This window comes from Allorhizobium sonneratiae, assembly GCF_023700755.1.
Taxonomy (GTDB): Bacteria; Pseudomonadota; Alphaproteobacteria; order Rhizobiales; family Rhizobiaceae; genus Allorhizobium; species Allorhizobium sonneratiae.
The window spans coordinates 370,218-391,685 of record NZ_JAMKOJ010000001.1 but is presented as its reverse complement, the minus strand read 5'-3'; the positions used below and the strand labels follow the sequence as shown (position 1 = coordinate 391,685).

Here is a 21,468-nt window from a genome sequence, read left to right as displayed (position 1 = left end):
GGGATTGATCACAAAGTCCAGACTTTTGGCAAAGTTGCGCCGCCGCGCAAGACGGAAATCACCGGGATCAGCAGTTTTCGCAGAGAAAAACCGTCTTCACACGCAAAGCGGGCAAGAAGCTTGCCATTCCACTCACTGACCCCCGCCATGACCTCATCCTCAAGGAGCCGCCGGATGGTGTTGAAGCGGCTCTCCGTATCCGGCCCGATATAAAGCAGCGTGGCGAAGGCAGCCTGTCCGGCAAGACTTGCCGCCCTCCCAGCCACCTCGGCAACCGCCCCGGCCTCCCTGCCCGGCAGGGCCAGATCTTCGGCATGAACAAGCTCGCCGCCGCGACGGATACGCCAGCGGTCGCGCACCAGCCCCTCGCGCATCGTCTCGCCGCGCGCTTTTCGTCCCAAAAGCACCGCCTCAACCGCCAGAAACTCCGCCCCCTCCTCCAGATCGACCTCGAGACGACGGGTCAGAGACGCCTGATCGAAGAGGATCGATTCCTGCGGCAGCCAATGCACTGCCGCCCCTTTCGCCACGGATATGCGCGTCGACACCGCCGCCGTATCGGCTGCGGCTTTGTAAATCTTTTCACAGGCCTGCGTGGTCAGCGTCAGATGCGTTTCAGGCGCGGCTGAAAAATCCCAGGCAAGACGATCACCGCCGGTCAGCCCGCCGGAGGAATTGATCAGCACCGCCTCCATGCGCCCGTCGAAACTTTCGGGAATGCGAATCTTGGCGCAGCCCTGCTGATAAAGCGCATCAAGGCGCGTGCGCGCATGAAGCGCTTTCGTGACAAGCCGCCCCTCACCCTCGGCGCGCTGCGCCCGTACCGACACGGCTTTGTCCATGCGTCTTCATCCTGCAATGCTTCAAGACAGGGGCACCCGCACATGCGGCGGCCCTGTTGGCAACCTCAACCGTCAGAGTGACGATCTTACCGTGCTGTTTTGGAAAAGAAATCCCAGATCGTATCCGTGGCGTTGATTTCAAAGGAGACCGGACCGACAATCTTTTGATGCGCAGCAAAGCCGTGCTTTCCGGCCAGGCATGCCCGACATTGTCGAGCATATAGGAGACGATCCGGCGATTGTCGACGCAATCGCCATAGACGGTCTTTGCGATCGCGCCGGCCTTCGTCACCGAAGGTTCTGCCGAGGTGAACAGACCAGCAAGGCCAAGGGCTGCAAGACCAAGCCGGATGGCGACAGGCGCCGATGGCCATTTGAGCTGACCTTCAGGAGAAGAGAAAGAGACAAGGCGCCTCTTTCAGCTGCTATGGCGATGCAGAAGTGTAAAGCGTGTATCAATGGAGATCCGCCCACCTTCCCAAGGCTTGCCGAGACGCCGGTCGAGAATGAGGCGGGCGGCTTCGCGCCCGATCAGATCGCCGGAGGGGCGAATGGTGGTGAGCGGTGGATTGCAGGCAGCGGTGAAGCCGAGATCACCGAAACCGATGAGCGCCAGCTTTTCCGGCACGACAATTCTGGCTCGCTCGCAGGCAAACAGCACACCGAGCGCGACATGATCGTTGGAACAGGCAATGCCATCGATGTCTGGATGTTGTTGCAGCGCCTGCGCCAGCATCATCGACCCCACTTCGGCGGAAGCCGGCGCGGCATGTTCCACGACGGCAACCGTTACTCCCTTTCGCTGCGCAGCCGCGACAAACCCGTCGCAACGCAGCCGGGCACGGCGATCCTCATGCATCCGGGCGCCGAGAAACGCCAGATGCCGCCGTCCCTGCGCCACAAGATGGTCTGCCGCCGCCTCCCCCACCTGATCATGATGGAAACCAACCGCCGCATCGATCTGCTCCGCGCCCAGCTCCCATATCTCAATGACCGGCACCGGCGACGATGCCAGCATCCGTCGCGTTCCAACCGAGTGCGAAAGCCCGGTCAGGACGATGGCCGCCGGCGCCCAGGAAAGCGCCATGCGCACCAGATCCTCCTCCTCACGCTCGTCATATTCGGTATGGCTGAGGATGACCTGAAGACGCTCGCGCCTAAGCGCCGATTGCAGCGCCGACACCGTTTCAGCAAAAAAGGCATTGCGCACAGAAGGCACGATGACCGAAACGGCCCGCGACGAGGCTGCTGCAAGCCCGCCAGCCACAAAATTCGGCACATAATTCAACGCCTCGATGGCGGCGGCAATCATCCGCCCTGCTGCGACCGAAACCGATTGCGGACGGCGCAGATAAAGCGACACGGTGGAGGGAGACACACCGGCCTTTGCCGCAACATCGGACATGGTCACGCTTTGCATCTTGCGACGGCTTCTTGCTGGCTTATCCATCATGACATCATCACTTTCGTAGCGCTGCGATAATTCTTATAGCAGCACCCACTGCCAACAGCAATGTGCCAGCACAATGACAACCAGAATTTCTCCTTTTCTGGACGTATTTTAGAGCGAAACTGCCAGTCCATTTCATCCATTGTGAAATTTAGTTGAATTGATAGATTCTGACTTGCGTCCTGTTTTCGCAGCGCTATGATGCCCCGTCATGATCGTGCCAATCCTCGAAAAGGAGAAGAAATGGCATCCGTCAGTCTCAGAGCCCTGGAAAAGAGCTATGGCGCCGCCAAGATCGTCAAAGGCATTGATCTCGATATTGCCGACGGGGAATTCGTCGTCTTCGTCGGCCCCTCCGGCTGCGGCAAATCCACCACGCTGCGCATGGTGGCCGGGCTTGAAACCATCAGTGGTGGGGAAGTGAGGATCGGCGAGCGGACGGTCAACACGCTTGCGCCACGCGAGCGTGACATCGCCATGGTGTTTCAGGATTATGCGCTCTACCCGCACAAGAGCGTGCGCGACAATATGGGCTTCAGCCTGAAGGTGCGCGGCATCGACAAGCGTGAGGCGGAAAAACGCATTCAGGACGCCGCCGACATGCTCGGCATTTCCCACCTGCTCGACCGCCGCCCCGGCCAGTTGTCCGGGGGGCAGCGCCAGCGTGTTGCCATGGGCCGCGCCATCGTGCGCCGTCCGCAGGTCTTTCTCTTCGACGAGCCGCTGTCCAATCTCGACGCCAAGCTGCGCGGTCAGGTCCGCACGGAAATCAAACGCCTGCACCAGACCCTTGGCGCCACCATCATCTATGTCACCCATGATCAGGTCGAGGCGATGACGCTGGCCGACCGCATCGTCATTCTGCGCGGCGGCGAGATCGAGCAGGTCGGCACACCGGACGAGGTCTATCATACGCCGCACAGCGTCTTTGTCGGCGGCTTTGTCGGCTCCCCGGCGATGAATTTCGCCAGCGCCGTCGTCCAGGGCGATGCGCTCGTTTTCGCCAATGGCGACCGTCTGTCGCTGGCAGCGGTTCACCGTGGCAAAACCGCTGCCATGGAAGGCTTGAAGATCATTGTCGGCATAAGGCCGGAACATTTCACTGCAGGCGGCGACCCGGCAATGGCGCTGACGGCAAAGGTGCAGGTGGTCGAACCGCTTGGCGCCGACACGCTGGTACATTTCACCATTGACGGCCAGATGCTGACGGCACGGATGGCCCCCGATACGCGCCCGCAGGCTGGTGATGAACTGCGCATCGGCATCGACCCGGCGCGCCTGCATCTTTTCGATACCGTCAGCGAGAAAGTGATCCATTGAGCCCATGCCGGTTTCAGGTTTGAACGGGAGGAAACCATGAGATTGAAGCTTGCCGCCACCCTTTGCATGTTCAGCACAGGGTTTGCTTTTGTCACGCCGGCCATTGCCGACACCAATCTGAAAATCTTCGTCTCCAGCCAGCACCGGCCCGAAATCTGGCGCCAGCTTCTGGACCAGTATGAAGCAAAACATCCGGGTATCAAAATCACGATGGAAACCGGCGGCAACACGTCGGATGCCCAGGCCCAATATCTCAACACCGTCATGTCGGCCAGGGACACCTCGCTCGATGTGCTGATCCTCGATGTCATCCGCCCGGCGCAATTTGCCGCCGCCGGCTGGACCACCGATTTCAGCGGTCAGGACATGAAGGCCTATCTGCCAGCCTATGCCGAAGCCAATACGGTGAACGGCAAGGTGGTGGCCCTGCCCGCTTTTGCCGATGCGATGTTTCTCTATTATCGCAAGGACCTGCTCGACAAATACGGGCTGAAACCGCCGAAAACCTGGGATGAGCTGAAAGCCGAAGCAAAGACGATCATGGCGGGCGAAAAAGACCCCGAACTGCAGGGCCTGTCCTTCCAGGGCAAGGCAATCGAAGGCGCAGTCTGCACCTTCCTTCTGCCCTATTGGAGCGAAGGCAAGAACCTCATTCAAAACGGCAAGCTGACCTATGATCAGACAGCGGCAACCAAATCGCTGGAGCTGTGGAAGAGCTTCGTCACCGATGGTGTCGCCAAGAAAAACATCGCCGAAGTGGCGACCGACGACACCCGCAAGGAGTTTCAGGCCGGTCACGTGATCTTCGCGGTCAACTGGTCTTATGTGTGGTCGCAGACGCAAGGCCCAGGCTCCGCCGTGGTCGGCAAGGTCAGCGTCGCCACGCTTCCCGCCGTCGAGGGCGGCAAGCCCGCCTCCTGCCTCGGCGGCTGGGAATGGGGTGTATCGGCCTATTCCACCCATAAGGATGAGGCAAAGAAACTGGTGGAATTCCTCTCCGCCCACGACCAGTCGAAATATATGGCGGTCCATGCCTCGCTGCTGCCGACCTATGCCGATCTCTACAAGGACCCTGAGGTGCTGAAAGCTGCGCCCTGGTTTGCCGATGCCTTGAGCGTGGTGGAAACAGCGCGCGCCCGCCCTGTCACCCCACGCTATAACGAGGTGAGCGAAGTGATCCGCACCACGGTCAATGGCGTGCTCGCAGGCGTGATGTCGCCCAAGGATGGCGCCGCCCAGATCGGCGCGCGGCTGAGACGCATCATCCGCTGAACCGGATGCATACAGGCAGGCGGCGGGCCATCCCGCCGCCTCTTCCGCGATGATCCCCGCTGTTGAAACGAGTCTTCATGGCCATGACCTCCCCCCTGCCGAACACTGCCGTTTCAGAGCGCCGCCCGCCGGTCTGGCAGCGCTATCTGGATATGAGCGACCGGGCGCTGGCCGTGCTGCTCCTGTCGCCCACCGCCCTGCTGCTTGCGCTGATCATCGTCTATCCGGTGCTGAGGCTTGCCTATACCAGCCTGATGAACCTGTCCCTGACCTCGGGTCTGCCAGCGGAATTTGTCGGTTTCGACAATTTCCGGCTGATGTGGAGCGATCCCGTTTTCTGGGACACGACGTGGAACACGCTGCTGATCACCGTCGTCACCGTGCCGGGCGCGCTGGTGGCCGGGCTCATTCTGGCGCTGCTGGCCAATCTGCCGTTTCGCACGAAATGGCCGGTCAGGCTGTCGCTGCTGATCCCCTGGGCGCTGCCGCTCTCTTTCGCCGGTCTGATCTTTGCCTGGTTCTTCAATTCCGATTACGGCGTCGTCAATGATGTCCTGAACCGCGTCGGTCTTCCCGGCGTCATCTGGTTCAATTCCCCCGGCTGGGCAATGGCGGCCATCTGTTTTGCCATCATCTGGAAAAGCTCGTCTTTCATGGCGCTGATCATTCTGGCGGGCCTGCAGACCATTCCGCGCTCGCTTTATGAGGCCGCCGATGTCGATGGCGCAGGCCGCATAAGACAGTTTTTCGAGATTACACTGCCGCTTTTGAAGCCATCGATCATGGTCGGGCTGATCTTCCGTACCATCACCGCGCTCCAAACCTTCGATATCCCTTATATGATGACCGGCGGCGGGCCGGGCACCTCCACCCAGACTTTGGCCATGTATATCCACCAGAACACCGTATCCTTCCTTGATCTCGGCTATGGCTCGGCGCTGGCCATGGTGATGTTTGCCCTCTCCATGGGGGTCACGGCGATCTATCTCAAGGTCAGCCAGGGCAAGGGAGAAAGCCGATGAGCCGCAACATCACTTCGGCGCTTGCCGGAACATCGCTTCTGGCCGGCAAGCCGCTAAGACTGATTGCCGCCTTCATGCTGATCGTCAACGGCCTGTTTCCGGCGATCTGGATCCTGTTCACCTCCTTCAAGACAGAGGCGGAACTGACGGTCAAACCGATCACCTGGCTGCCGCATGCACCGACTTTGGCCAATTATATCCGCGCCTTTTCCGATCAGCCCCTGCAGCTCTTTTTATTCAACAGTTTCATGGTGGCGCTGCTTTCCACCTGTCTGACGCTGCTGATCTCGGTGCTGGCGGCCTATGCGCTGGCAAGGCTGGAGCTCACATTCCGCGGCCTGATCCTGTCAACCATCATTGCCGTCTCGACCTTTCCTCTCGTGACGCTGCTGGTGCCGCTGTTCGAGATCATGCGGGCGCTCAATCTCCTGAACAGCTGGACGGCGCTGGTTCTGCCCTACACGGTCCTGTCCTTGCCGGTCTGCACGCTGATGCTCACCTCCTTCTTCGAGGGCATCCCGCGCGATCTAGAAAATGCCGCGATGATCGATGGCTGCACAAGGCTTGGCGCACTGTTCAAGGTGGTGGTGCCGCTTTCGGCACCGGGCGTATTTACGGCGGGCATCATCGCCTTCGTCAATGCCTGGGATGAATTCCTGCTGGCGCTTTCCTTCAATTCGAGCCCGGAGTTGCGCACGCTGCCGGTTGGCATTCAGCTTTATCAGGGCGAGTTCGCCTTTCCCTGGCCGGTGATTTCCGCCGCCCTTGTGGTCGGCATCGTGCCGGTGGCGATCCTGATCGTCATTTTCCAGGAACGCGTCGTATCGGGCCTGACCACTGGAGGGATCAAGGGATGACAGAGAACCACAACAAACGCCCGCTTGCCGAGCTGCGCAGCCAGCGCTGGTTCGCCTCCGACGACATTCGCGGCTTTGCCCATCGCCAGCGCACCCAGCAGATGGGCATGCGCCGCGAGGAATTCATGGGCCGTCCGGTCATTGCCATCATCAACACCTGGAGCGAGATGAGCCCCTGCCATGCGCATCTGCGCGAGCGGGCAGAGGCTGTCAAACGCGGCGTGTGGCAGGCGGGCGGCTATCCGGTGGAATTGCCCGCCCTTTCCGTCGGCGAGGTGATGGTGAAACCCACCACCATGCTCTACCGCAATCTTCTCGCCATGGAATGCGAGGAACTGCTGCGCTCCCATCCCATCGATGGGGCCGTGCTGATGGGCGGTTGCGACAAATCCACGCCTGCCCTGTTGATGGGCGCCTTTTCCATGGATTTGCCGGTGATCTATTGTCCGGCCGGACCGATGTCGAACGGCCAGTGGCGCGGCGTCAAAACCGGAGCGGGAACCCATACGAAGAAATACTGGGACGAGCTTCGCCTTGGCTCTATCACCAAGGACGACTGGATCGATCTCGAAAGCCGCATGACGCGCTCTGCCGGCACCTGCAACACCATCGGCACGGCGACGACCATGACCTCGATTGCCGATGCCATGGGGCTGATGCTGCCCGGCGCCTCCTCGATCCCCGCCACCGATTCCGGCCACCCGCGCATGGCCTCGCTCTGCGGCACGCGCATTGTCGAGATGGTGTGGGAGGATCTGAAACCCTCACGCCTGATCACCCGCGACAGCTTTATGAACGGCCTCGTTGCCTATATGGCGCTGGGTGGCTCGACCAATGCCGCCGTGCATCTGATCGCCATGGCCAAGCGGCTCGGCATTGCCCTGACGCTGGACGATATGGCGGCTATGGCGGCGAAAGTGCCGGTGATTGCCAATGTCTTCCCCTCCGGCGAATATCTGATGGAGGATTTTTATTTTGCCGGTGGCCTGACGGCGCTTTTGAACAAGCTCAGTCATCATTTGCATCTCGACAGCCTGACGGTCAACGGCAGAACGCTGGGCGACAACATTGCCGATGCCGCCTGCTGGAATGACGATGTGATCCGCGATGAGGGAAATCCCGTTATGCCGCTTGCGCGCGGCAAGACGCTGGAAGTGCTGCGCGGCAACCTCGCCCCCAATGGTGCGGTGATGAAATCCTCTGCGGCCAGCGCAAAATTTCTGAAACATATCGGCCCCGCCATCGTTTTTGACGATCCGGCGACGATGAACAAAACGCTCGACGATCCCGACCTCGACATTACCGAGGATAGCGTGATCGTGCTGCGCAATGCCGGTCCCGTCGGCGCGCCGGGCATGCCGGAATGGGGCAATCTGCCGATCCCGAAGAAGCTTCTGCAACAGGGGGTGCGCGACATGGTACGCATTTCCGACGCCCGTATGAGCGGCACCCATTACGGCACCTGCGTGCTGCATGTCGCCCCGGAAGCGGCCATTGGCGGGCCGCTGTCGCTGGTGAAAACCGGCGATCTGATCGAGCTCGATGTGGCGGCAGGCACACTCACCATGAAGGTGGACGAAGACGAGCTTCTCCGGCGCAAGGCCGCATGGACGCCGCCCGCCAAACTCTATGACCGCTCCTTCGCCGCCCTTTACCAGCGCCATGTCAGCCAGGCCGATCAGGGCTGCGATTTCGATTTTCTAAGCGGCACGGAACCGGTGCCGGACCCGGTGATTTTCTAAAGAATCTCACTGTTTCACAGCAACAGTGAAATGCTCTAACTCTTTGTTTTTTCGCATTTCCGGACGGAAAATCGTTTCACACTTTTCTCGGGATACTGCTCTAAGGACTTATCATGACAAACAACCCTTTCAAATCCTGGCTGGCGGACAAGAGCCGCGCAACGCCGCTCGGCACCTGGCTGATGGCAGCAGCCCCTGCAACCGCCGAGGCCATGGGCTTTTGCGGTTTTGATTTTCTCGTGGTCGATATGGAGCATGTGCCGATCGAGGTCTCCGATCTTGCCCATATCCTGCGCGCCATCGGCTGCACCCCTGCCGATGCCGTGGTGCGGCTTGCCTGGAACGATCAGGTTCTGGTCAAGCGCTGCCTCGATGCGGGCGCAAAAACCGTGATGCTGCCCTTTGTCGAAACCGCGGAAGAGGCCAAGGCAGCGGCATCCTTCACCCGCTATCCGCCAGACGGCGTGCGCGGCGTTGCCGCCGTTCATCGCGGCTCCCGCTATGGCGCGACAGCCGATTATCTGAAAACCGCCAATCGCGACATCTGCACCATCGTCCAGCTTGAAACGCCGGAGGCCATTGCCCGGCTGCCGGAGATTGCCAGCGTCGAGGGCATCGATGCGCTCTTCGTCGGCCCCGGCGATCTCTCCGCCGCCATGGGCCATATCGGCAATATCGCACATCCGGAGGTGCAGGCGCTGATCGAAAAGGCGGCAAAGGACGCTCATGCCGCCGGCAAGCCCATCGGCATCGTCGGCCCCAACCCGGACATGGTCAAACGCTTCATCGCCTATGGCTATGACTATGCCGCGATTGCCTCCGACATCGCCATGATGACCGGGCGCGCCAGAGACTGGCTCGGGGCGATGAAGGGCGAACAGCAGGCAGCCCCCACCCCGACTGCCGCCTATTGAAGGAGAAGATGATGACAGAACAGTTCCAACTCGCGCTCGATGCCCGCGCCGATCTCGGTGAATCGCCGCTGTGGTCGGTCGCCGAACAGGTGCTGTATTTCGTCGACATCAAACAGAGCCGCATCCATCGTTTCGATCCGGCAAGCGGGCGGCTTTCGGCGCTGTTCCTGCCGGAAGAGGTCGGCTGCATCGGACTGGTCAACGGAGGCGGCTTCATTGCCGGTCTGCGCTCCGGCCTCTGGCTCCTCTCGCCCAAAGGCGAATTGCTGCAAAAGCTGGCCGATAACCCGGAAGATCAAAGCACCAGCCGCTTCAATGATGGCAGCGTCGATCCCGCCGGCCGCTATATCACTGGCACCGTGGACGAGACGCGGGAAAAGCGGCAGGCAAGCCTTTACCGCTACGACCGGCGCGGGCTTGTGCGTCTGGAAGAGGGTCTGCTGACCTCGAATGGTGCGGCCTTTTCCCCCGATGGCAAGCGCTTTTATCATTCCGATACGCTCGCCTACACGCTCTACACCTATGATTACGATCCTGAGACCGGAGAGGCGACAAACCGTCAGGTCTTTGCCCGTTTTGGTTCTGAGACCGATAAGGGTCGCCCGGATGGCGGCGCAGTCGATGCCGAGGGCTGCTACTGGTCAGCACTTTACGAAGGCGGGCGCGTCTGCCGCTTTTCTCCCGATGGCGCATTGATCGCCACCTATCCTGTTCCGGTCAAATGCCCGACCATGGTCGCCTTTGGTGGCGCAGACATGAAGACACTTTATCTGACCAGCGCCCGTGCGGGCCGCCCGGAGGAAGAGCTGAAGGCCTACCCGCTCTCCGGCGGCATCTTTGCCCTGCGCACCGACGTGCCGGGTCTGGCAAAACCCCTGTTCAATCCAGAGATCTGAGAGAGCCTGTCATGTCCTCCCCTTATGAGACCGTCCGTTATCATTCCTTGGAAAACCGCATCGCGCTGGTCACCGGCGGTGCCTCGGGCATCGGTGCGGATATCGTCAAGGCCTATTGCGCCCAGGGCGTGAATGTCGTCTTCGTCGATATCGACGAAGAGGCTGGCAAAAAAACAGCGGAGGAGACCGGGGCACGCTTTCTGCCTTGTGACGTCACCGATATCGCAGCGCTAAGAACCGCAGTTGCAACCATCGAAGCCGAGCATGGCGGCATCGACATTCTGGTCAACAATGCCGGTAAGGACGACCGCCATGTCATGGACACGGTCGAGCCGGAATACTGGCGTCGCGCGCTGTCGCTCAATCTCGACCATCAGTTTTTCGCCACCCAGGCCGTGGCCAAAGGCATGGCGGCCAAGGGCGGCGGCTCGGTCATCATGTTCAGTTCGGTGTCGTGGATGCGTGGCATGCCGGGCATGGTCGGCTACACCACCTCCAAGGCAGCGATCAACGGGCTGACCCGCACGCTCGCCCGCGAGCTTGGCCCCTCCGGCATCCGGGTCAACTGCATCGTACCGGGGGCCATCGTCACCGAGCGGCAATTGAAACTCTGGACCACGCCGGAGCAGAACCAGCGCTTCATCGATCTACAGGCGCTGAAATTCCGCCTCGATGCCAGCCATGTCGCCCGGCTGGCGCTGTTTTTAGGCTCCGATGAAAGCAATGGCTGCACCGGGGCGAATTTCGTCATCGATGCCGGTCTTACTCAGAATTGACTGGCCCAGAACTAACTGGCCCAGACCCAGCAAGCCTGGAATGTCCCCACCCAAAACCCTGACCTGAGATCCTCCATGCAGCTTTCCCCCCTTGCCGATGGTTTTGCCCTTCATCTCGATGGCAGGATCATCATCCGCCACAGCACGGTAGAACCGGCCATTTTCGTCGGGCGCGGGCAGGAGCGCATGGAGATGTATCGCGGCAATTTTGCCATCGAGGATTATCTCGTCGAGCGTGTCGCGCTTGCCCATGCCGAGATTGACGGTGACACCATTCGCCTCTCCTCCACCAAAGAAGGTAAGCCGCGTCTGACGCTGCGCCTGGATGGCAACCATCTGGTCGTGGCAGAGGCCGATCCGGCGATCAACCGCGTCTTTATCCGCATCGTGGCGGAAACGGCGGAACATGTCTGGGGCGGCGGCGAACAGATGTCCTATTTCGACATGCGCGGCCGCCGTTTCCCGCTCTGGACCTCGGAGCCCGGCGTCGGGCGCGACAAGTCCACCGAAATCACCTGGCGCTCCGATGTCACCGGCAAGGCGGGCGGGGATTATTACCATACCAATTATCCGCAGCCGACCTATCTGTCGTCGCGCCGCTATGCCCTTCATGTCGAAACTACCGCCTATTCCGTCTTCGACTTCCGCAATGACGGTTTTCACGAGATCGAAATCTGGGCTGTGCCGGAGCGGCTGGAATTTTTCGCCGCCTCGCAGTTCACCGATCTCGTCAGCCAGCTCTCCAGCCGTTTCGGGCGCCAGCCACCTTTGCCCGACTGGGTTTATAACGGCGCAATCATCGGGCTGAAGGATGGTGAAAATTCCTTTGTCCGGCTCGACAAAATCCGTGCCGCGGGCGTGTCCGTCTCAGGGCTCTGGTGCGAGGACTGGGTCGGGCTGCGCCATACTTCCTTCGGTGCCCGCCTCTTCTGGGACTGGCAGGCCAGCGAGACGCGCTATCCGCATCTGCGGCAGAAAATCGCCGAGCTGAACGATGCGGGCATCCGCTTTTTAGGCTATGTCAATCCCTATCTTTGCGTCGATGGCCCGCTCTTTCCCATCGCAGAGCAACACGGCTATTTCGCCAAAACGGCCGAAGGCAAGACCGCGCTGGTCGATTTCGGCGAATTCGACTGCGGCGTCGTCGATTTCACCAATCCCGCTGCCGCCGACTGGTTTGCCGAAGAGGTGATCGGCAAGAACATGCTGGATTTCGGCCTTTCCGGCTGGATGGCCGATTTCGGCGAATATCTGCCGATCGATCTTTTCCTGCACAATGGCGTCGATGCCAAGCTGATGCACAATGCCTGGCCGGTGCTGTGGGCCGAGGTCAATGACCGCGCCGTCAAAAGCCGGAGCAAGACCGGGGATGCGCTTTTTTTCATGCGGGCAGGCTTTACCGGTGTGCAGGCTCATTGCCCGCTTTTATGGGGCGGCGATCAGTCGGTGGATTTTTCCCGCCATGACGGGCTGATCACGGTGATTTCGGCAGCGCTGTCTTCCGGTCTTCTCGGCAATGCCTATCACCATTCCGACATTGGCGGTTATACCAGCCTGTTCGGCAATGTGCGCACGCCGGAGCTTTTGATGCGCTGGGCGGAAATGGCCGCCTTCACCGCCGTCATGCGCAGCCATGAGGGCAACCGCCCGCGCGACAATCTGCAGATCGACGAGGATGAGGCGGTTCTGGCGCATTTTGCCCGCATGACGGCGATCCATGTCCATCTTGCGCCCTATCTCAAGGCCCTGTCGCAGGAGGCGGTGGAAACCGGCCTGCCGATGCAGCGCCCGCTTTTCCTGCATCACGAGAATGACAAGGCGACCTATGCCGTGCAGGACGCCTATCTCTTTGGCCGCGATCTTCTTGTCGCCCCCGTCTGCGCGGCGGGGATAAGCGAACACACACCCTATCTGCCCAAAGGCGAGGACTGGGTGCATGTCTGGTCCGGCACACATTTTACCGGCGGTGAAACGGTGACGGTCGCCGCCCCTTTTGGCGAACCGCCGGTGTTTTATCGCAAGGGATCTGATTGGACGGCTTTGTTTGACGGGCTGAAGGCTCTTTGACCATGGATATGACCACGCTTGCCGGGCTGATGCTGATCACCGGCCTTGCCGCCTATATGCAGACGCTGGCGGGTTTTGCCCTGGGGCTGATCATCATGGGCGCGGTCGGGCTCACCGGCATCCTGCCGCTTGCCGATGCGGCCAATCTGGTCAGCGTGCTCGGCATCGTCAATGCGGTACAGGTATTGCGCCGAGGCTGGCGCGACATTGCCATGGCCCAGTTCGTCCCGATCGTTGTTGCAAGCCTCGCCTGTCTTTTTGTCGGTTACTGGCTGTTGGGGCTGATGCTATCAACCTCGCTCACCTGGCTGAAACTGGTTCTGGGTGTGGTGATCATCCTCTCCAGCCTGCAATTGCTGATGAAGCCGGAGCCGCTGGCAAAACTGTCATCGACCGCAAGCTTCGTCTTTTTCGGCGCCATTGCCGGATTGATGAGCGGGCTGTTTTCCACCGCCGGACCGCCGCTGGTCTATCACCTCTACCGCCAGCCGCTGAAACCCGCCAGCATAAGGGAAACTCTGGTAGCAATTTTTGCCATCAATGCCGTTATCCGGCTTGCCACCGTGGCTGGAACGGGCAACATGCCCTCGCCGCATTTCTGGTGGAGCCTCCTGACCATTCCCGTGGTCATGCTCTTCACCTTTCTCGCCAAACGCTGGCCACCACCGATTTCGCCCGTGGCGCTGCGCCGTCTGGCCTTTGTTCTTTTGTTTCTCTCCGGTGCGTCGCTCGGCGCGCCTGCCCTGATCACGCTGACTGGAGGCCTGTCATGACCCATCCGCTTTCATCCACCCTCAAGGACCCGTCGCTTCTCGTCACCAAGGCCTTCGTCGCTGGCCAATGGGTCGATGCCCGCGACGGCAAGACCATGGCCGTCACCGATCCCTTTGACGGCTCGCTGATCGCCGAGGTCGCCTCGCTGTCACGTGACGAGGTGCATGCGGCGATCGATGCCGCCGAAAAAGCCCAACAGGACTGGGCCAGACGCACGGCCAAAGAACGCGGCAAGGTGCTGAAGGCCTGGTATGAGCTGATCCTTGCCAATGCAGAGGATCTCGCTTTGATCCTCACCGCTGAACAGGGCAAGCCGCTCGCAGAGGCAAAGGGCGAGATCGTCTCCAATGCCGCCTATCTCGAATGGTTTGCCGAGGAGGCCAAGCGCATCGATGGCGACATCATCCCCGGCTCCAATCCGCATCAGCGCATCATGGTGCTGAAACAGCCGGTCGGTGTCTGCGCCGCCATCACGCCGTGGAATTTTCCCAATGGCATGATCACCCGCAAGGCCGGTCCGGCGCTGGCCGCCGGCTGCTCCATGCTGCTCAAACCCGCCCCGCAGACGCCGCTTTCAGCCCTGTCGCTAGCACTTCTGGCCGAGCGTTCCGGTGTACCGGCGGGCGTCTTTTCCGTCGTGCCGGGCGATGCCGAACCGATCGGCACCGAATTCTGCAAGAACCCGAAAATCGCCAAGATCACCTTCACCGGCTCCACCGGCGTCGGCCGCTGGCTGATGCGCGAGGCCGCCGACACCATCAAGCGGCTCAGCCTTGAGCTGGGCGGCAATGCGCCCTTCATCGTCTTTGACGATGCCGATCTCGACGCCGCCGTCGAAGGCGCGATGATCTCGAAATTCCGCAATGCCGGGCAGACCTGCGTTTGCGCCAACCGCATCTATGTACAGAAAAGCGTCGTGGAAGCCTTTACCGACAAGCTTCTTGCCAAGGTGGCCAGTCTGAAACTCGGTCGCGGCACCGAAGCGAGCACCACACAAGGTCCGCTGATCGATACAAAGGCGCTGGCCAAGATGGAAGATCATGTCGCCGATGCGCTTTCCAAGGGCGCGACCCTGCGCACCGGCGGCAAGCGCAGCGCTCTCGGCGGCACTTTCTACGAGCCGACGGTGATGACCGGCGTCAACCAGTCGATGAAGCTGGCGCATGAGGAAACCTTCGCACCGCTGGCGCCGATCATTGCCTTCGAAACAGAGGCAGACGCCATCGCCATGGCCAATGACAGCGAATTTGGCCTCGCCTCCTATTTCTATGCCAGCAATATGGCCCGCATTATCCGGGTGATGGAGGCGCTGCAGTCGGGCATGGTCGGGGTCAATACCGGCATGATCGCCAATGAGGTCGCCCCCTTCGGCGGCGTCAAACAATCCGGCCTTGGCCGCGAAGGTTCGAAATACGGCATCGAAGGCTATCTTGAGCTCAAATATGTCTGCCTCGGCGGGCTTTGACAGCCATTGCTCTTGCAGGTCACGCTCTCAAGTCGTGGCCTGCAAGCCTGGTCTCAAACCTTTGAGAACCGGGATTTACAGTGAGCCTGCCGTGACATGGCTTTCCACGGCGGCAGGCTTGACGTTCGGATCGAGCGGGGCGGCGCACACGCCGTCCGGTATCTGATCCGCCATGCCCGCGGCTGGCTTGCCTGTACAGTCAGCCTTTGGTGCATTGGCCATCACCATCGTTTTGCCGCTTGCGCTGAAGAAAGCCCACATGCGACGAGCAGCAAACATGGCCTTTTGTGCGCGCACCGACGACGCATGTTGATCCGCAGGCACGGGTTCTGCCGCCGCAGTGGAGGCAAGCGGGGCCATGGAAAAACCGACGCTTTCATCCGGCCAGTCATGGGTCTGATCGGCGATGGTATAGGACAGGATATGAACCCCGCCCCGGCAGCGATCGAAAGCCATGGACGACATGCGCACGCCCTTGGTCAGGCTGGGCACGGATTTGCAGCCATCGAGCTCGGCCCAGCGGTAAAGCGCGGTTTCGCCGCCATATTGCCAATAGGGCCGGCCACCTCCGGCATAGGGATTGGTGTGATCCTTCATGCCCCAAAAGGCAATGATCGACAAAGCCCTTGACGGCTTGCAGCTTGTGGGATCCGGCAACCATTTGCCGTCGCGCGCCACCGGCTTTCCGGCCCTGAGGCTCATGACAAAGGCAGCGGCGGAAAAATCACCATTGCCGTTGCAGATGAACTGCGACAGCATGCGACCGCCGCCCGAATAGCCGGAGGCATAGATCCGGTCCGGATCAACGCAAAAGCGATCTTTCACCAGATCAAGCGTTGCCTGAAGATAGGCGACATCGTCCGGCCCGTTGCCGCTCGTCACACCCGGCACATTCCAGGCATGGGTGCCCGGCAGCTTGCCATCGAGCCCGCCTTGCGGCGCCACGACGATAAAACCTTCCTGACGCGCGATATCCGGCCAGTGGCTGCGCCTGAACTGGTCGCGGGGAAAACTGTTCGATCCATGCAGGTCGAAAACGACCGGCACCTTGAGCTTGCCGCTATAGCCCGGCGGCACGAAGATCACTGCCTTGCGCTGAAGGCCACCCGAGGAGAAAACCACATCCTGAAAACCGGGCTTGACCGTCAGTCCGCATCCAGCGGCCTGCGCCTTGCCGCCGACGAGCAGCAAAACAGGCACAAGCATCAACCACACAAACACACCCGGCAAAGCGCGAAACGCCCATGCACCACAGGCCCTTCCCCACTCCCGCACCGATGCCTTCCGCTGCCTGACGCCCCGCTTCATCCCGATGTCCCTGAAAAAGAAATCCATTATCACGCGCTCGACGATCACAGACCTGTGATACTTCATTTGGATGCAAGGCCGCGTTATCAAAAATCCTCAGATTTTAAGAGATTTCCGATATCGCCCGGCAGCGGCCCACACCGCCCACACCCTGTCGAAAGCCCCGGTGTCCGGTGCTTTACCGCAACGCGACAATAACAAATTTTTGTTCAGGATCAATCAGGCAAAGCAAAACCCATAAAATTTTCGGGAACCTAGCAGGCTGCTGTAAAAGTCAGGTGGAGCTGAAAATGAGGATGTTTTGGAGAGGAAAAGTGCCGTAAACGGCGCATACAGGCCATATTCAACGCTTTTTTGGCGCTTTTCAATCACCGAAACAGACCATTTTCAGCCCGGCTCGCCTTTTGCAGCAGCCTGTTAGATCTCATCACACCGTCAGATGCCGCCTTGCCTCGGGCGTATCGAGAATCGCGGCTTCACCGTCGAGGACAATCTCGCCACGATCCATGATATAGACATGGTCAGCCAGTTCCCGGCAGAAATCCAGATATTGCTCGACCAGCAGGATAGCCATGCCGGTTGAATCGCGTAAATAACGGATGGCCCGACCGATATCCTTGATGATCGACGGCTGGATGCCTTCAGTCGGCTCGTCCAGCACCAGAATTTTCGGCCGCGTCACCATGGCCCGGCCAATGGCGAGCTGCTGCTGCTGGCCGCCGGAAAGATCGCCGCCGCGCCGCGACAGCATGGATTGCAGCACCGGAAACAGGCTGAAAATGTCGTCGGGAATGAAGCGATCCCGGTGCGAAAGCGGCGCAAAGCCGGTTTCGAGATTTTCCTTGACGGTCAAGAGCGGAAAGATTTCCCGCCCCTGCGGCACGTAACCCACGCCACGCCGCGCCCGGTTGAAGGGGGCAAGACCGTTCAGGCTCTTGTCGTCGAAGCGGATGTCGCCGGAAGACACCGGATGCTGGCCGGTGACGGCGCGCAGTAGCGAGGTCTTGCCCACGCCATTTCGCCCCAGAACACAGGTGATTTTCCCCATCGGCGCCGTCAGGCTCACGCCCCGGAGCGCCTGGGCGGCGCCATAATGCAGATTGAGGTTTTCAACAGTCAGCATGATCAGCGCCCCAGATAGTTTTCAATGACCTTCGGATCGGAAGAGACGAAGTCGATCGAACCTTCCGCCAGCACCGATCCTTCCGCCAGACAGGTGACTTTAACCCCGAGATCGCGGATGAAGCCCATATCGTGTTCCACCACCACGACGGAACGGGTCTTTGCAATCTCTTTCAAAAGCACTGCCGTCTCAGTGGTTTCCGCATCGGTCATGCCCGCCACCGGCTCATCGACCAGCAGCAGTTTCGGCTCCTGCGCCAGCAACATGCCGATTTCCAGCCATTGCTTCTGCCCGTGGGAGAGACTGGCGGCAAGATCGTCTTTTCTCGCACTCAGCCGCACCGTCTCCAGAATGGTCTCGATCCGCTCCCGGTCTTCTGCCGTCAGCCGGTAGAACAGCGTGGAGAACACCCCGCGCGGCCGGTTCAGGGCGAGTTCCAGATTGTCCCAGACCGTATGGCTTTCAAACACGGTCGGCTTTTGAAACTTGCGGCCAATGCCGAGCTGAGCAATCTCCGCCTCGTCCTTCTTCGTCAGGTCGATCTTGCCGCCGTCGAAGAACACCTCGCCTGCATCCGGCCGGGTCTTGCCGGTGATGATGTCCATCATCGTCGTCTTGCCGGCGCCATTCGGGCCGATAATGGCGCGAAGCTCGCCCGGCTCGACGATGAAGGACAGCGAATTCAGCGCCCTGAACCCGTCGAAGGAGACGGTTACGCCGCTCAGATACAAGAGACTGCTGGTGGTTTTCTCGCTCATCTCTTACTCCGCCGCCTGAATGGTGTTGTCCGCGCCATTGCGTCTCAGCGCCTGACGCTCTTTTCGCTCGCCGAGTTTTTGCCCGATCGTGCCGACAATGCCCTTGGGCAAAAACAGAGTGACGGCGACGAAGAGACCGCCCAGCGCAAACAGCCATTGATCGGGAAAGGCCCCGGTGAACACCGTCTTGCCGCCATTGACCAGCACCGCGCCAAGAATCGGGCCGATCAGCGTGGCGCGCCCACCCACCGCCGTCCAGATCACCACTTCGATGGAATTGGCCGGGGCAAATTCGCCGGGATTGATGATGCCGATCAGCGGCACATAGAGCGCGCCTGCCACACCCGCCATCATCGCCGAAACGGTGAAGGCGAAGAGCTTCATGTTTTCCACCCGGTAGCCGAGAAAGCGGGTGCGGCTTTCGGCGTCACGCACGCCGATCAGCACCTTGCCGTATTTTGAACGGATGATCGCCGAGGCAATCACCAGCATCAGCCCCAGCATGACGGCGGTGATGGAAAACAGCACCACCCGCGTCGCATCGGCCTGAATGTCGAAGCCGAGAATATCCTTGAAATCGGTCAGCCCGTTATTGCCGCCAAAGCCCATGTCATTGCGGAAAAAGGCCAGCATCAGCGCATAGGTCAGCGCCTGGGTGATGATCGACAGATAAACGCCGTTAACACGCGAACGGAAGGCAAACCAGCCGAAGATGAAGGCCAGCACACCCGGCACGGCAAGCGCCATCAGCGCGGCGAACCAGAACATGTCGAAGCCATGCCAGAACCACGGCAATTGCTTCCAGTTGAGAAACACCATGAAATCCGGCAGGATCGGATCGCCATAGACGCCGCGCGGGCCGATCTGGCGCATCAGATACATGCCCATGGCATAGCCGCCGAGCGCAAAAAATGCACCATGGCCAAGCGAGAGAATGCCGCAAAAGCCCCAGACCAGATCAAGCGCCAGCGCCAGCATGGCATAGCAGAGATATTTGCCGAGAAGCGCCACCATGTAATTGGGGATATGCAGGGCGCTGCCCGCCGGCACGACAAGGTTCATGACCGGCACCGCCACCGCCGCCAAGGCCAGAAGGGCGAGCGTGATCAGCGTTTTTCTGTCGAAACCACGGAGTAACCAGGAGGAGATCATGCGTCCACCGCCCTTCCCTTGAGTGCGAAGAGACCGCGCGGCCGCTTCTGGATGAACAGCACGATCAGCACGAGAACGAGGATCTTGCCCATGACCGCCCCCGCATAGGGCTCCAGCAGCTTATTGACGATGCCGAGCGAAAAGGCACCGACCAGCGTACCCCAGAGATTGCCGACACCGCCGAACACCACCACCATGAAACTGTCGATAATGTAGCTCTGGCCAAGATTGGGCGAGACATTATCGATCTGCGAGAGCGCCACCCCGGCCATGCCGGCAATGCCGGAGCCAAGCGCAAAGGTGAAGGCATCGACGAAGGGCGTGCGAATGCCCATGGAAGCGGCCATGCGCCGGTTCTGCGTCACCGCCCGCATCTGCAAGCCGAAGGAAGAGCGCTTCAACAGTGTCAAAAGGGCAAAGAAGACGGTGAGCGAAAAGATGAGAATCCACAGCCGGTTCCAGGTGATGGTCAGCCCGCCTGCCTGAAATGCGCCCGACATCCACACCGGATTGGCGACATCCTGATTGGTCGGGCCGAACAGCGAGCGCACCGCCTGTTGCAGGATCAGCGAAATGCCAAATGTGGCAAGCAGCGTTTCCAGCGGGCGGCCATAAAGATGGCGGATGACGCCGCGCTCGATCACCAGCCCGACCGCCGCCGTGACCAGGAAAGCAACCGGCAGCGCAATCGCCAGCGACCATTCGAACAGAAAGGGCGCATGGTGACGGATCACCTGCTGCACGACGAAGGTGGAATAGGCCCCGAGCATGACCATTTCGCCATGCGCCATGTTGATGATGCCCATCACCCCGAAGGTGATGGCAAGGCCGATGGCCGCCAGAAGCAGCACCGAGCCGAGCGACAGGCCATAGGCAATATTCTGCGCCATGCTCCAGAGCGCCAGCTCATGCTGGATGGCGGCGATGGCAGACTGGATCTCGCCCTTCAACGCCGGATCGGCGCTGTAGCTGGCCGTCAACAGAATGGACAGCGCCTCCTGTCCGCCCATGGCGCGGATGGTTTTCACCGCGGCCCGTTTGCTCTCCAGCCCCTGGTTCGAGGCAAGGATCGACACGGCCTGCGCTTCGTCGAGCAGATGGCGGATATCGCCATCCTTCTCCGTCGCAAGCGCCTTGTCGATCAGCTCGAGATTATCTTCGGACGGTGATTTCAACAGCGCGGCCACCGCTTCGCGGCGCACATCGCGGTTCGGGCTTTTCAGTGTCAGCCCGCCTTCAGCTGAGCGGATGGCGCGGCGCACACTGTTGTTGATGCGAATGCGCTCCATCGTCGCCTTCGCCTCTTCCCCGGCAGGCTTGCCGGTGATGGGATCGAGCAGCGTCAGTTTTGCGCCCTTGGATTTGACGATGAACACCGCGCCATCGCTCTTGCGGGAATAAAGATCGCCATTGCCGAGCGCCTCAAGCACCGGTACCAGCCGGATATCCCCGGTCTGGCCAAGCTGATCGACGATCTTTGCGGCTTCGGGAAAACTGGCTTTGGCCAGAGCGGCAATCAACTGGGCTGGCGATTCGGCTGGTGATTGAACTGGCTGCTGCGCCGAGCTGTCGGCTGCCCGCGTTTGAGCGGGCATCACCAGACAACCCGCCGCAAAGGCCAGACCAAGGGCCAGGCAAAGGTCGGCGGCGAAACGGCAAAGCCATGGGCTGCGGGATCGAAACATGCTTGTCTCCCCCCTCTTCAGGGGCAACGAAAAAGACAGCCGTGA

General features: G+C 60.4%; 18 protein-coding genes. 11 read left to right on the top strand and 7 right to left on the bottom strand.

Annotation, left to right across the window (positions count from 1 at the left end; translation table 11 throughout):
* Nucleotides 1-8 precede the first annotated feature (8 nt).
* Nucleotides 9-842, bottom strand: coding sequence for an urease accessory protein UreD (locus NAC44_RS01660; RefSeq protein WP_250937168.1), 834 nt, complete (start codon nucleotides 840-842; stop codon nucleotides 9-11).
* Nucleotides 843-1,260: 418 nt separating this feature from the next.
* On the bottom strand, nucleotides 1,261-2,295 hold the full coding sequence (locus NAC44_RS01655) for a LacI family DNA-binding transcriptional regulator (RefSeq protein WP_250937165.1): 1,035 nt from the start codon (nucleotides 2,293-2,295) through the stop codon (nucleotides 1,261-1,263).
* Nucleotides 2,296-2,535: 240 nt separating this feature from the next.
* Between NAC44_RS01655 and NAC44_RS01650 the strand changes: the two genes are divergently transcribed.
* The 11 genes from NAC44_RS01650 (at nucleotide 2,536) to NAC44_RS01600 (ending at nucleotide 15,397) form a co-directional block, all read left to right on the top strand.
* Nucleotides 2,536-3,612 (top strand): ABC transporter ATP-binding protein, encoded by a 1,077-nt coding sequence (locus NAC44_RS01650; RefSeq protein WP_250937164.1) that lies wholly within the window; start codon nucleotides 2,536-2,538, stop codon nucleotides 3,610-3,612.
* A gap of 36 nt (nucleotides 3,613-3,648) precedes the next feature.
* Entirely contained in the window at nucleotides 3,649-4,884 is a 1,236-nt protein-coding gene (locus NAC44_RS01645) for an ABC transporter substrate-binding protein (RefSeq protein ID WP_420839833.1), read from the top strand.
* A gap of 83 nt (nucleotides 4,885-4,967) precedes the next feature.
* On the top strand, nucleotides 4,968-5,906 hold the full coding sequence (locus tag NAC44_RS01640; protein WP_420839853.1) for a carbohydrate ABC transporter permease: 939 nt from the start codon (nucleotides 4,968-4,970) through the stop codon (nucleotides 5,904-5,906).
* The gene (locus tag NAC44_RS01635) at nucleotides 5,903-6,763 is read left to right on the top strand and encodes a carbohydrate ABC transporter permease (protein ID WP_250937161.1); all 861 of its coding nucleotides are present in this window, start codon (nucleotides 5,903-5,905) and stop codon (nucleotides 6,761-6,763) included. Before NAC44_RS01640 ends, NAC44_RS01635 begins: the two co-directional genes overlap by 4 nt.
* Nucleotides 6,760-8,505, top strand: coding sequence for an L-arabinonate dehydratase (araD, locus tag NAC44_RS01630; protein ID WP_250937159.1), 1,746 nt, complete (start codon nucleotides 6,760-6,762; stop codon nucleotides 8,503-8,505). Before NAC44_RS01635 ends, araD begins: the two co-directional genes overlap by 4 nt.
* A gap of 113 nt (nucleotides 8,506-8,618) precedes the next feature.
* Nucleotides 8,619-9,419 carry an HpcH/HpaI aldolase family protein gene (locus tag NAC44_RS01625; RefSeq protein WP_250937152.1) on the top strand — a complete coding sequence of 267 codons (801 nt, stop codon included), beginning with the start codon at nucleotides 8,619-8,621 and terminating at the stop codon, nucleotides 9,417-9,419.
* Between the two features lie 11 nt (nucleotides 9,420-9,430).
* Nucleotides 9,431-10,315: an SMP-30/gluconolactonase/LRE family protein gene (locus NAC44_RS01620; protein ID WP_250937151.1), complete on the top strand. Its 885-nt coding sequence runs from the start codon at nucleotides 9,431-9,433 to the stop codon at nucleotides 10,313-10,315.
* A gap of 11 nt (nucleotides 10,316-10,326) precedes the next feature.
* Entirely contained in the window at nucleotides 10,327-11,091 is a 765-nt protein-coding gene (locus NAC44_RS01615; protein ID WP_250937149.1) for an SDR family NAD(P)-dependent oxidoreductase, read from the top strand.
* Between the two features lie 75 nt (nucleotides 11,092-11,166).
* Entirely contained in the window at nucleotides 11,167-13,158 is a 1,992-nt protein-coding gene (locus NAC44_RS01610; protein ID WP_250937148.1) for an alpha-glucosidase, read from the top strand.
* Nucleotides 13,159-13,160: 2 nt separating this feature from the next.
* Nucleotides 13,161-13,931: a sulfite exporter TauE/SafE family protein gene (locus tag NAC44_RS01605; protein WP_250937146.1), complete on the top strand. Its 771-nt coding sequence runs from the start codon at nucleotides 13,161-13,163 to the stop codon at nucleotides 13,929-13,931.
* Entirely contained in the window at nucleotides 13,928-15,397 is a 1,470-nt protein-coding gene (locus NAC44_RS01600; protein ID WP_250937145.1) for an NAD-dependent succinate-semialdehyde dehydrogenase, read from the top strand. Before NAC44_RS01605 ends, NAC44_RS01600 begins: the two co-directional genes overlap by 4 nt.
* A gap of 75 nt (nucleotides 15,398-15,472) precedes the next feature.
* On the opposite strand, the gene NAC44_RS01595 is transcribed toward NAC44_RS01600, so the two are convergent.
* From NAC44_RS01595 to urtB, 5 genes are all read right to left on the bottom strand, one after another.
* The gene (locus NAC44_RS01595) at nucleotides 15,473-16,705 is read right to left on the bottom strand and encodes a CE1 family esterase (protein WP_250937143.1); all 1,233 of its coding nucleotides are present in this window, start codon (nucleotides 16,703-16,705) and stop codon (nucleotides 15,473-15,475) included.
* 427 nt (nucleotides 16,706-17,132) lie between these two features.
* Nucleotides 17,133-17,828, bottom strand: a complete 696-nt coding sequence (gene urtE, locus NAC44_RS01590; protein ID WP_250937142.1) for an urea ABC transporter ATP-binding subunit UrtE — start codon at nucleotides 17,826-17,828, stop codon at nucleotides 17,133-17,135.
* Nucleotides 17,829-17,830: 2 nt separating this feature from the next.
* Nucleotides 17,831-18,586: an urea ABC transporter ATP-binding protein UrtD gene (gene urtD / locus NAC44_RS01585; RefSeq protein ID WP_250937141.1), complete on the bottom strand. Its 756-nt coding sequence runs from the start codon at nucleotides 18,584-18,586 to the stop codon at nucleotides 17,831-17,833.
* A gap of 3 nt (nucleotides 18,587-18,589) precedes the next feature.
* Nucleotides 18,590-19,738, bottom strand: a complete 1,149-nt coding sequence (gene urtC, locus NAC44_RS01580) for an urea ABC transporter permease subunit UrtC (RefSeq protein WP_250937140.1) — start codon at nucleotides 19,736-19,738, stop codon at nucleotides 18,590-18,592.
* Complete coding sequence (gene urtB / locus NAC44_RS01575) at nucleotides 19,735-21,333, bottom strand: urea ABC transporter permease subunit UrtB (protein ID WP_420839852.1); 1,599 nt, start codon at nucleotides 21,331-21,333, stop codon at nucleotides 19,735-19,737. Before urtB ends, urtC begins: the two co-directional genes overlap by 4 nt.
* Between the last annotated feature and the right edge of the window lie 135 nt (nucleotides 21,334-21,468).

Coding starts and splice junctions, on each gene's coding strand:
- NAC44_RS01660 (WP_250937168.1), bottom strand. CDS start 842: ATGGACAAAGCCGTGTCGGTACGGGCGCAGCGCGCCGAGGGTGAGGGG.
- NAC44_RS01655 (WP_250937165.1), bottom strand. CDS start 2,295: ATGATGGATAAGCCAGCAAGAAGCCGTCGCAAGATGCAAAGCGTGACC.
- NAC44_RS01650 (WP_250937164.1), top strand. CDS start 2,536: ATGGCATCCGTCAGTCTCAGAGCCCTGGAAAAGAGCTATGGCGCCGCC.
- NAC44_RS01645 (WP_420839833.1), top strand. CDS start 3,649: ATGAGATTGAAGCTTGCCGCCACCCTTTGCATGTTCAGCACAGGGTTT.
- NAC44_RS01640 (WP_420839853.1), top strand. CDS start 4,968: ATGACCTCCCCCCTGCCGAACACTGCCGTTTCAGAGCGCCGCCCGCCG.
- NAC44_RS01635 (WP_250937161.1), top strand. CDS start 5,903: ATGAGCCGCAACATCACTTCGGCGCTTGCCGGAACATCGCTTCTGGCC.
- araD (WP_250937159.1), top strand. CDS start 6,760: ATGACAGAGAACCACAACAAACGCCCGCTTGCCGAGCTGCGCAGCCAG.
- NAC44_RS01625 (WP_250937152.1), top strand. CDS start 8,619: ATGACAAACAACCCTTTCAAATCCTGGCTGGCGGACAAGAGCCGCGCA.
- NAC44_RS01620 (WP_250937151.1), top strand. CDS start 9,431: ATGACAGAACAGTTCCAACTCGCGCTCGATGCCCGCGCCGATCTCGGT.
- NAC44_RS01615 (WP_250937149.1), top strand. CDS start 10,327: ATGTCCTCCCCTTATGAGACCGTCCGTTATCATTCCTTGGAAAACCGC.
- NAC44_RS01610 (WP_250937148.1), top strand. CDS start 11,167: ATGCAGCTTTCCCCCCTTGCCGATGGTTTTGCCCTTCATCTCGATGGC.
- NAC44_RS01605 (WP_250937146.1), top strand. CDS start 13,161: ATGGATATGACCACGCTTGCCGGGCTGATGCTGATCACCGGCCTTGCC.
- NAC44_RS01600 (WP_250937145.1), top strand. CDS start 13,928: ATGACCCATCCGCTTTCATCCACCCTCAAGGACCCGTCGCTTCTCGTC.
- NAC44_RS01595 (WP_250937143.1), bottom strand. CDS start 16,705: ATGAAGCGGGGCGTCAGGCAGCGGAAGGCATCGGTGCGGGAGTGGGGA.
- urtE (WP_250937142.1), bottom strand. CDS start 17,828: ATGCTGACTGTTGAAAACCTCAATCTGCATTATGGCGCCGCCCAGGCG.
- urtD (WP_250937141.1), bottom strand. CDS start 18,586: ATGAGCGAGAAAACCACCAGCAGTCTCTTGTATCTGAGCGGCGTAACC.
- urtC (WP_250937140.1), bottom strand. CDS start 19,738: ATGATCTCCTCCTGGTTACTCCGTGGTTTCGACAGAAAAACGCTGATC.
- urtB (WP_420839852.1), bottom strand. CDS start 21,333: ATGCCCGCTCAAACGCGGGCAGCCGACAGCTCGGCGCAGCAGCCAGTT.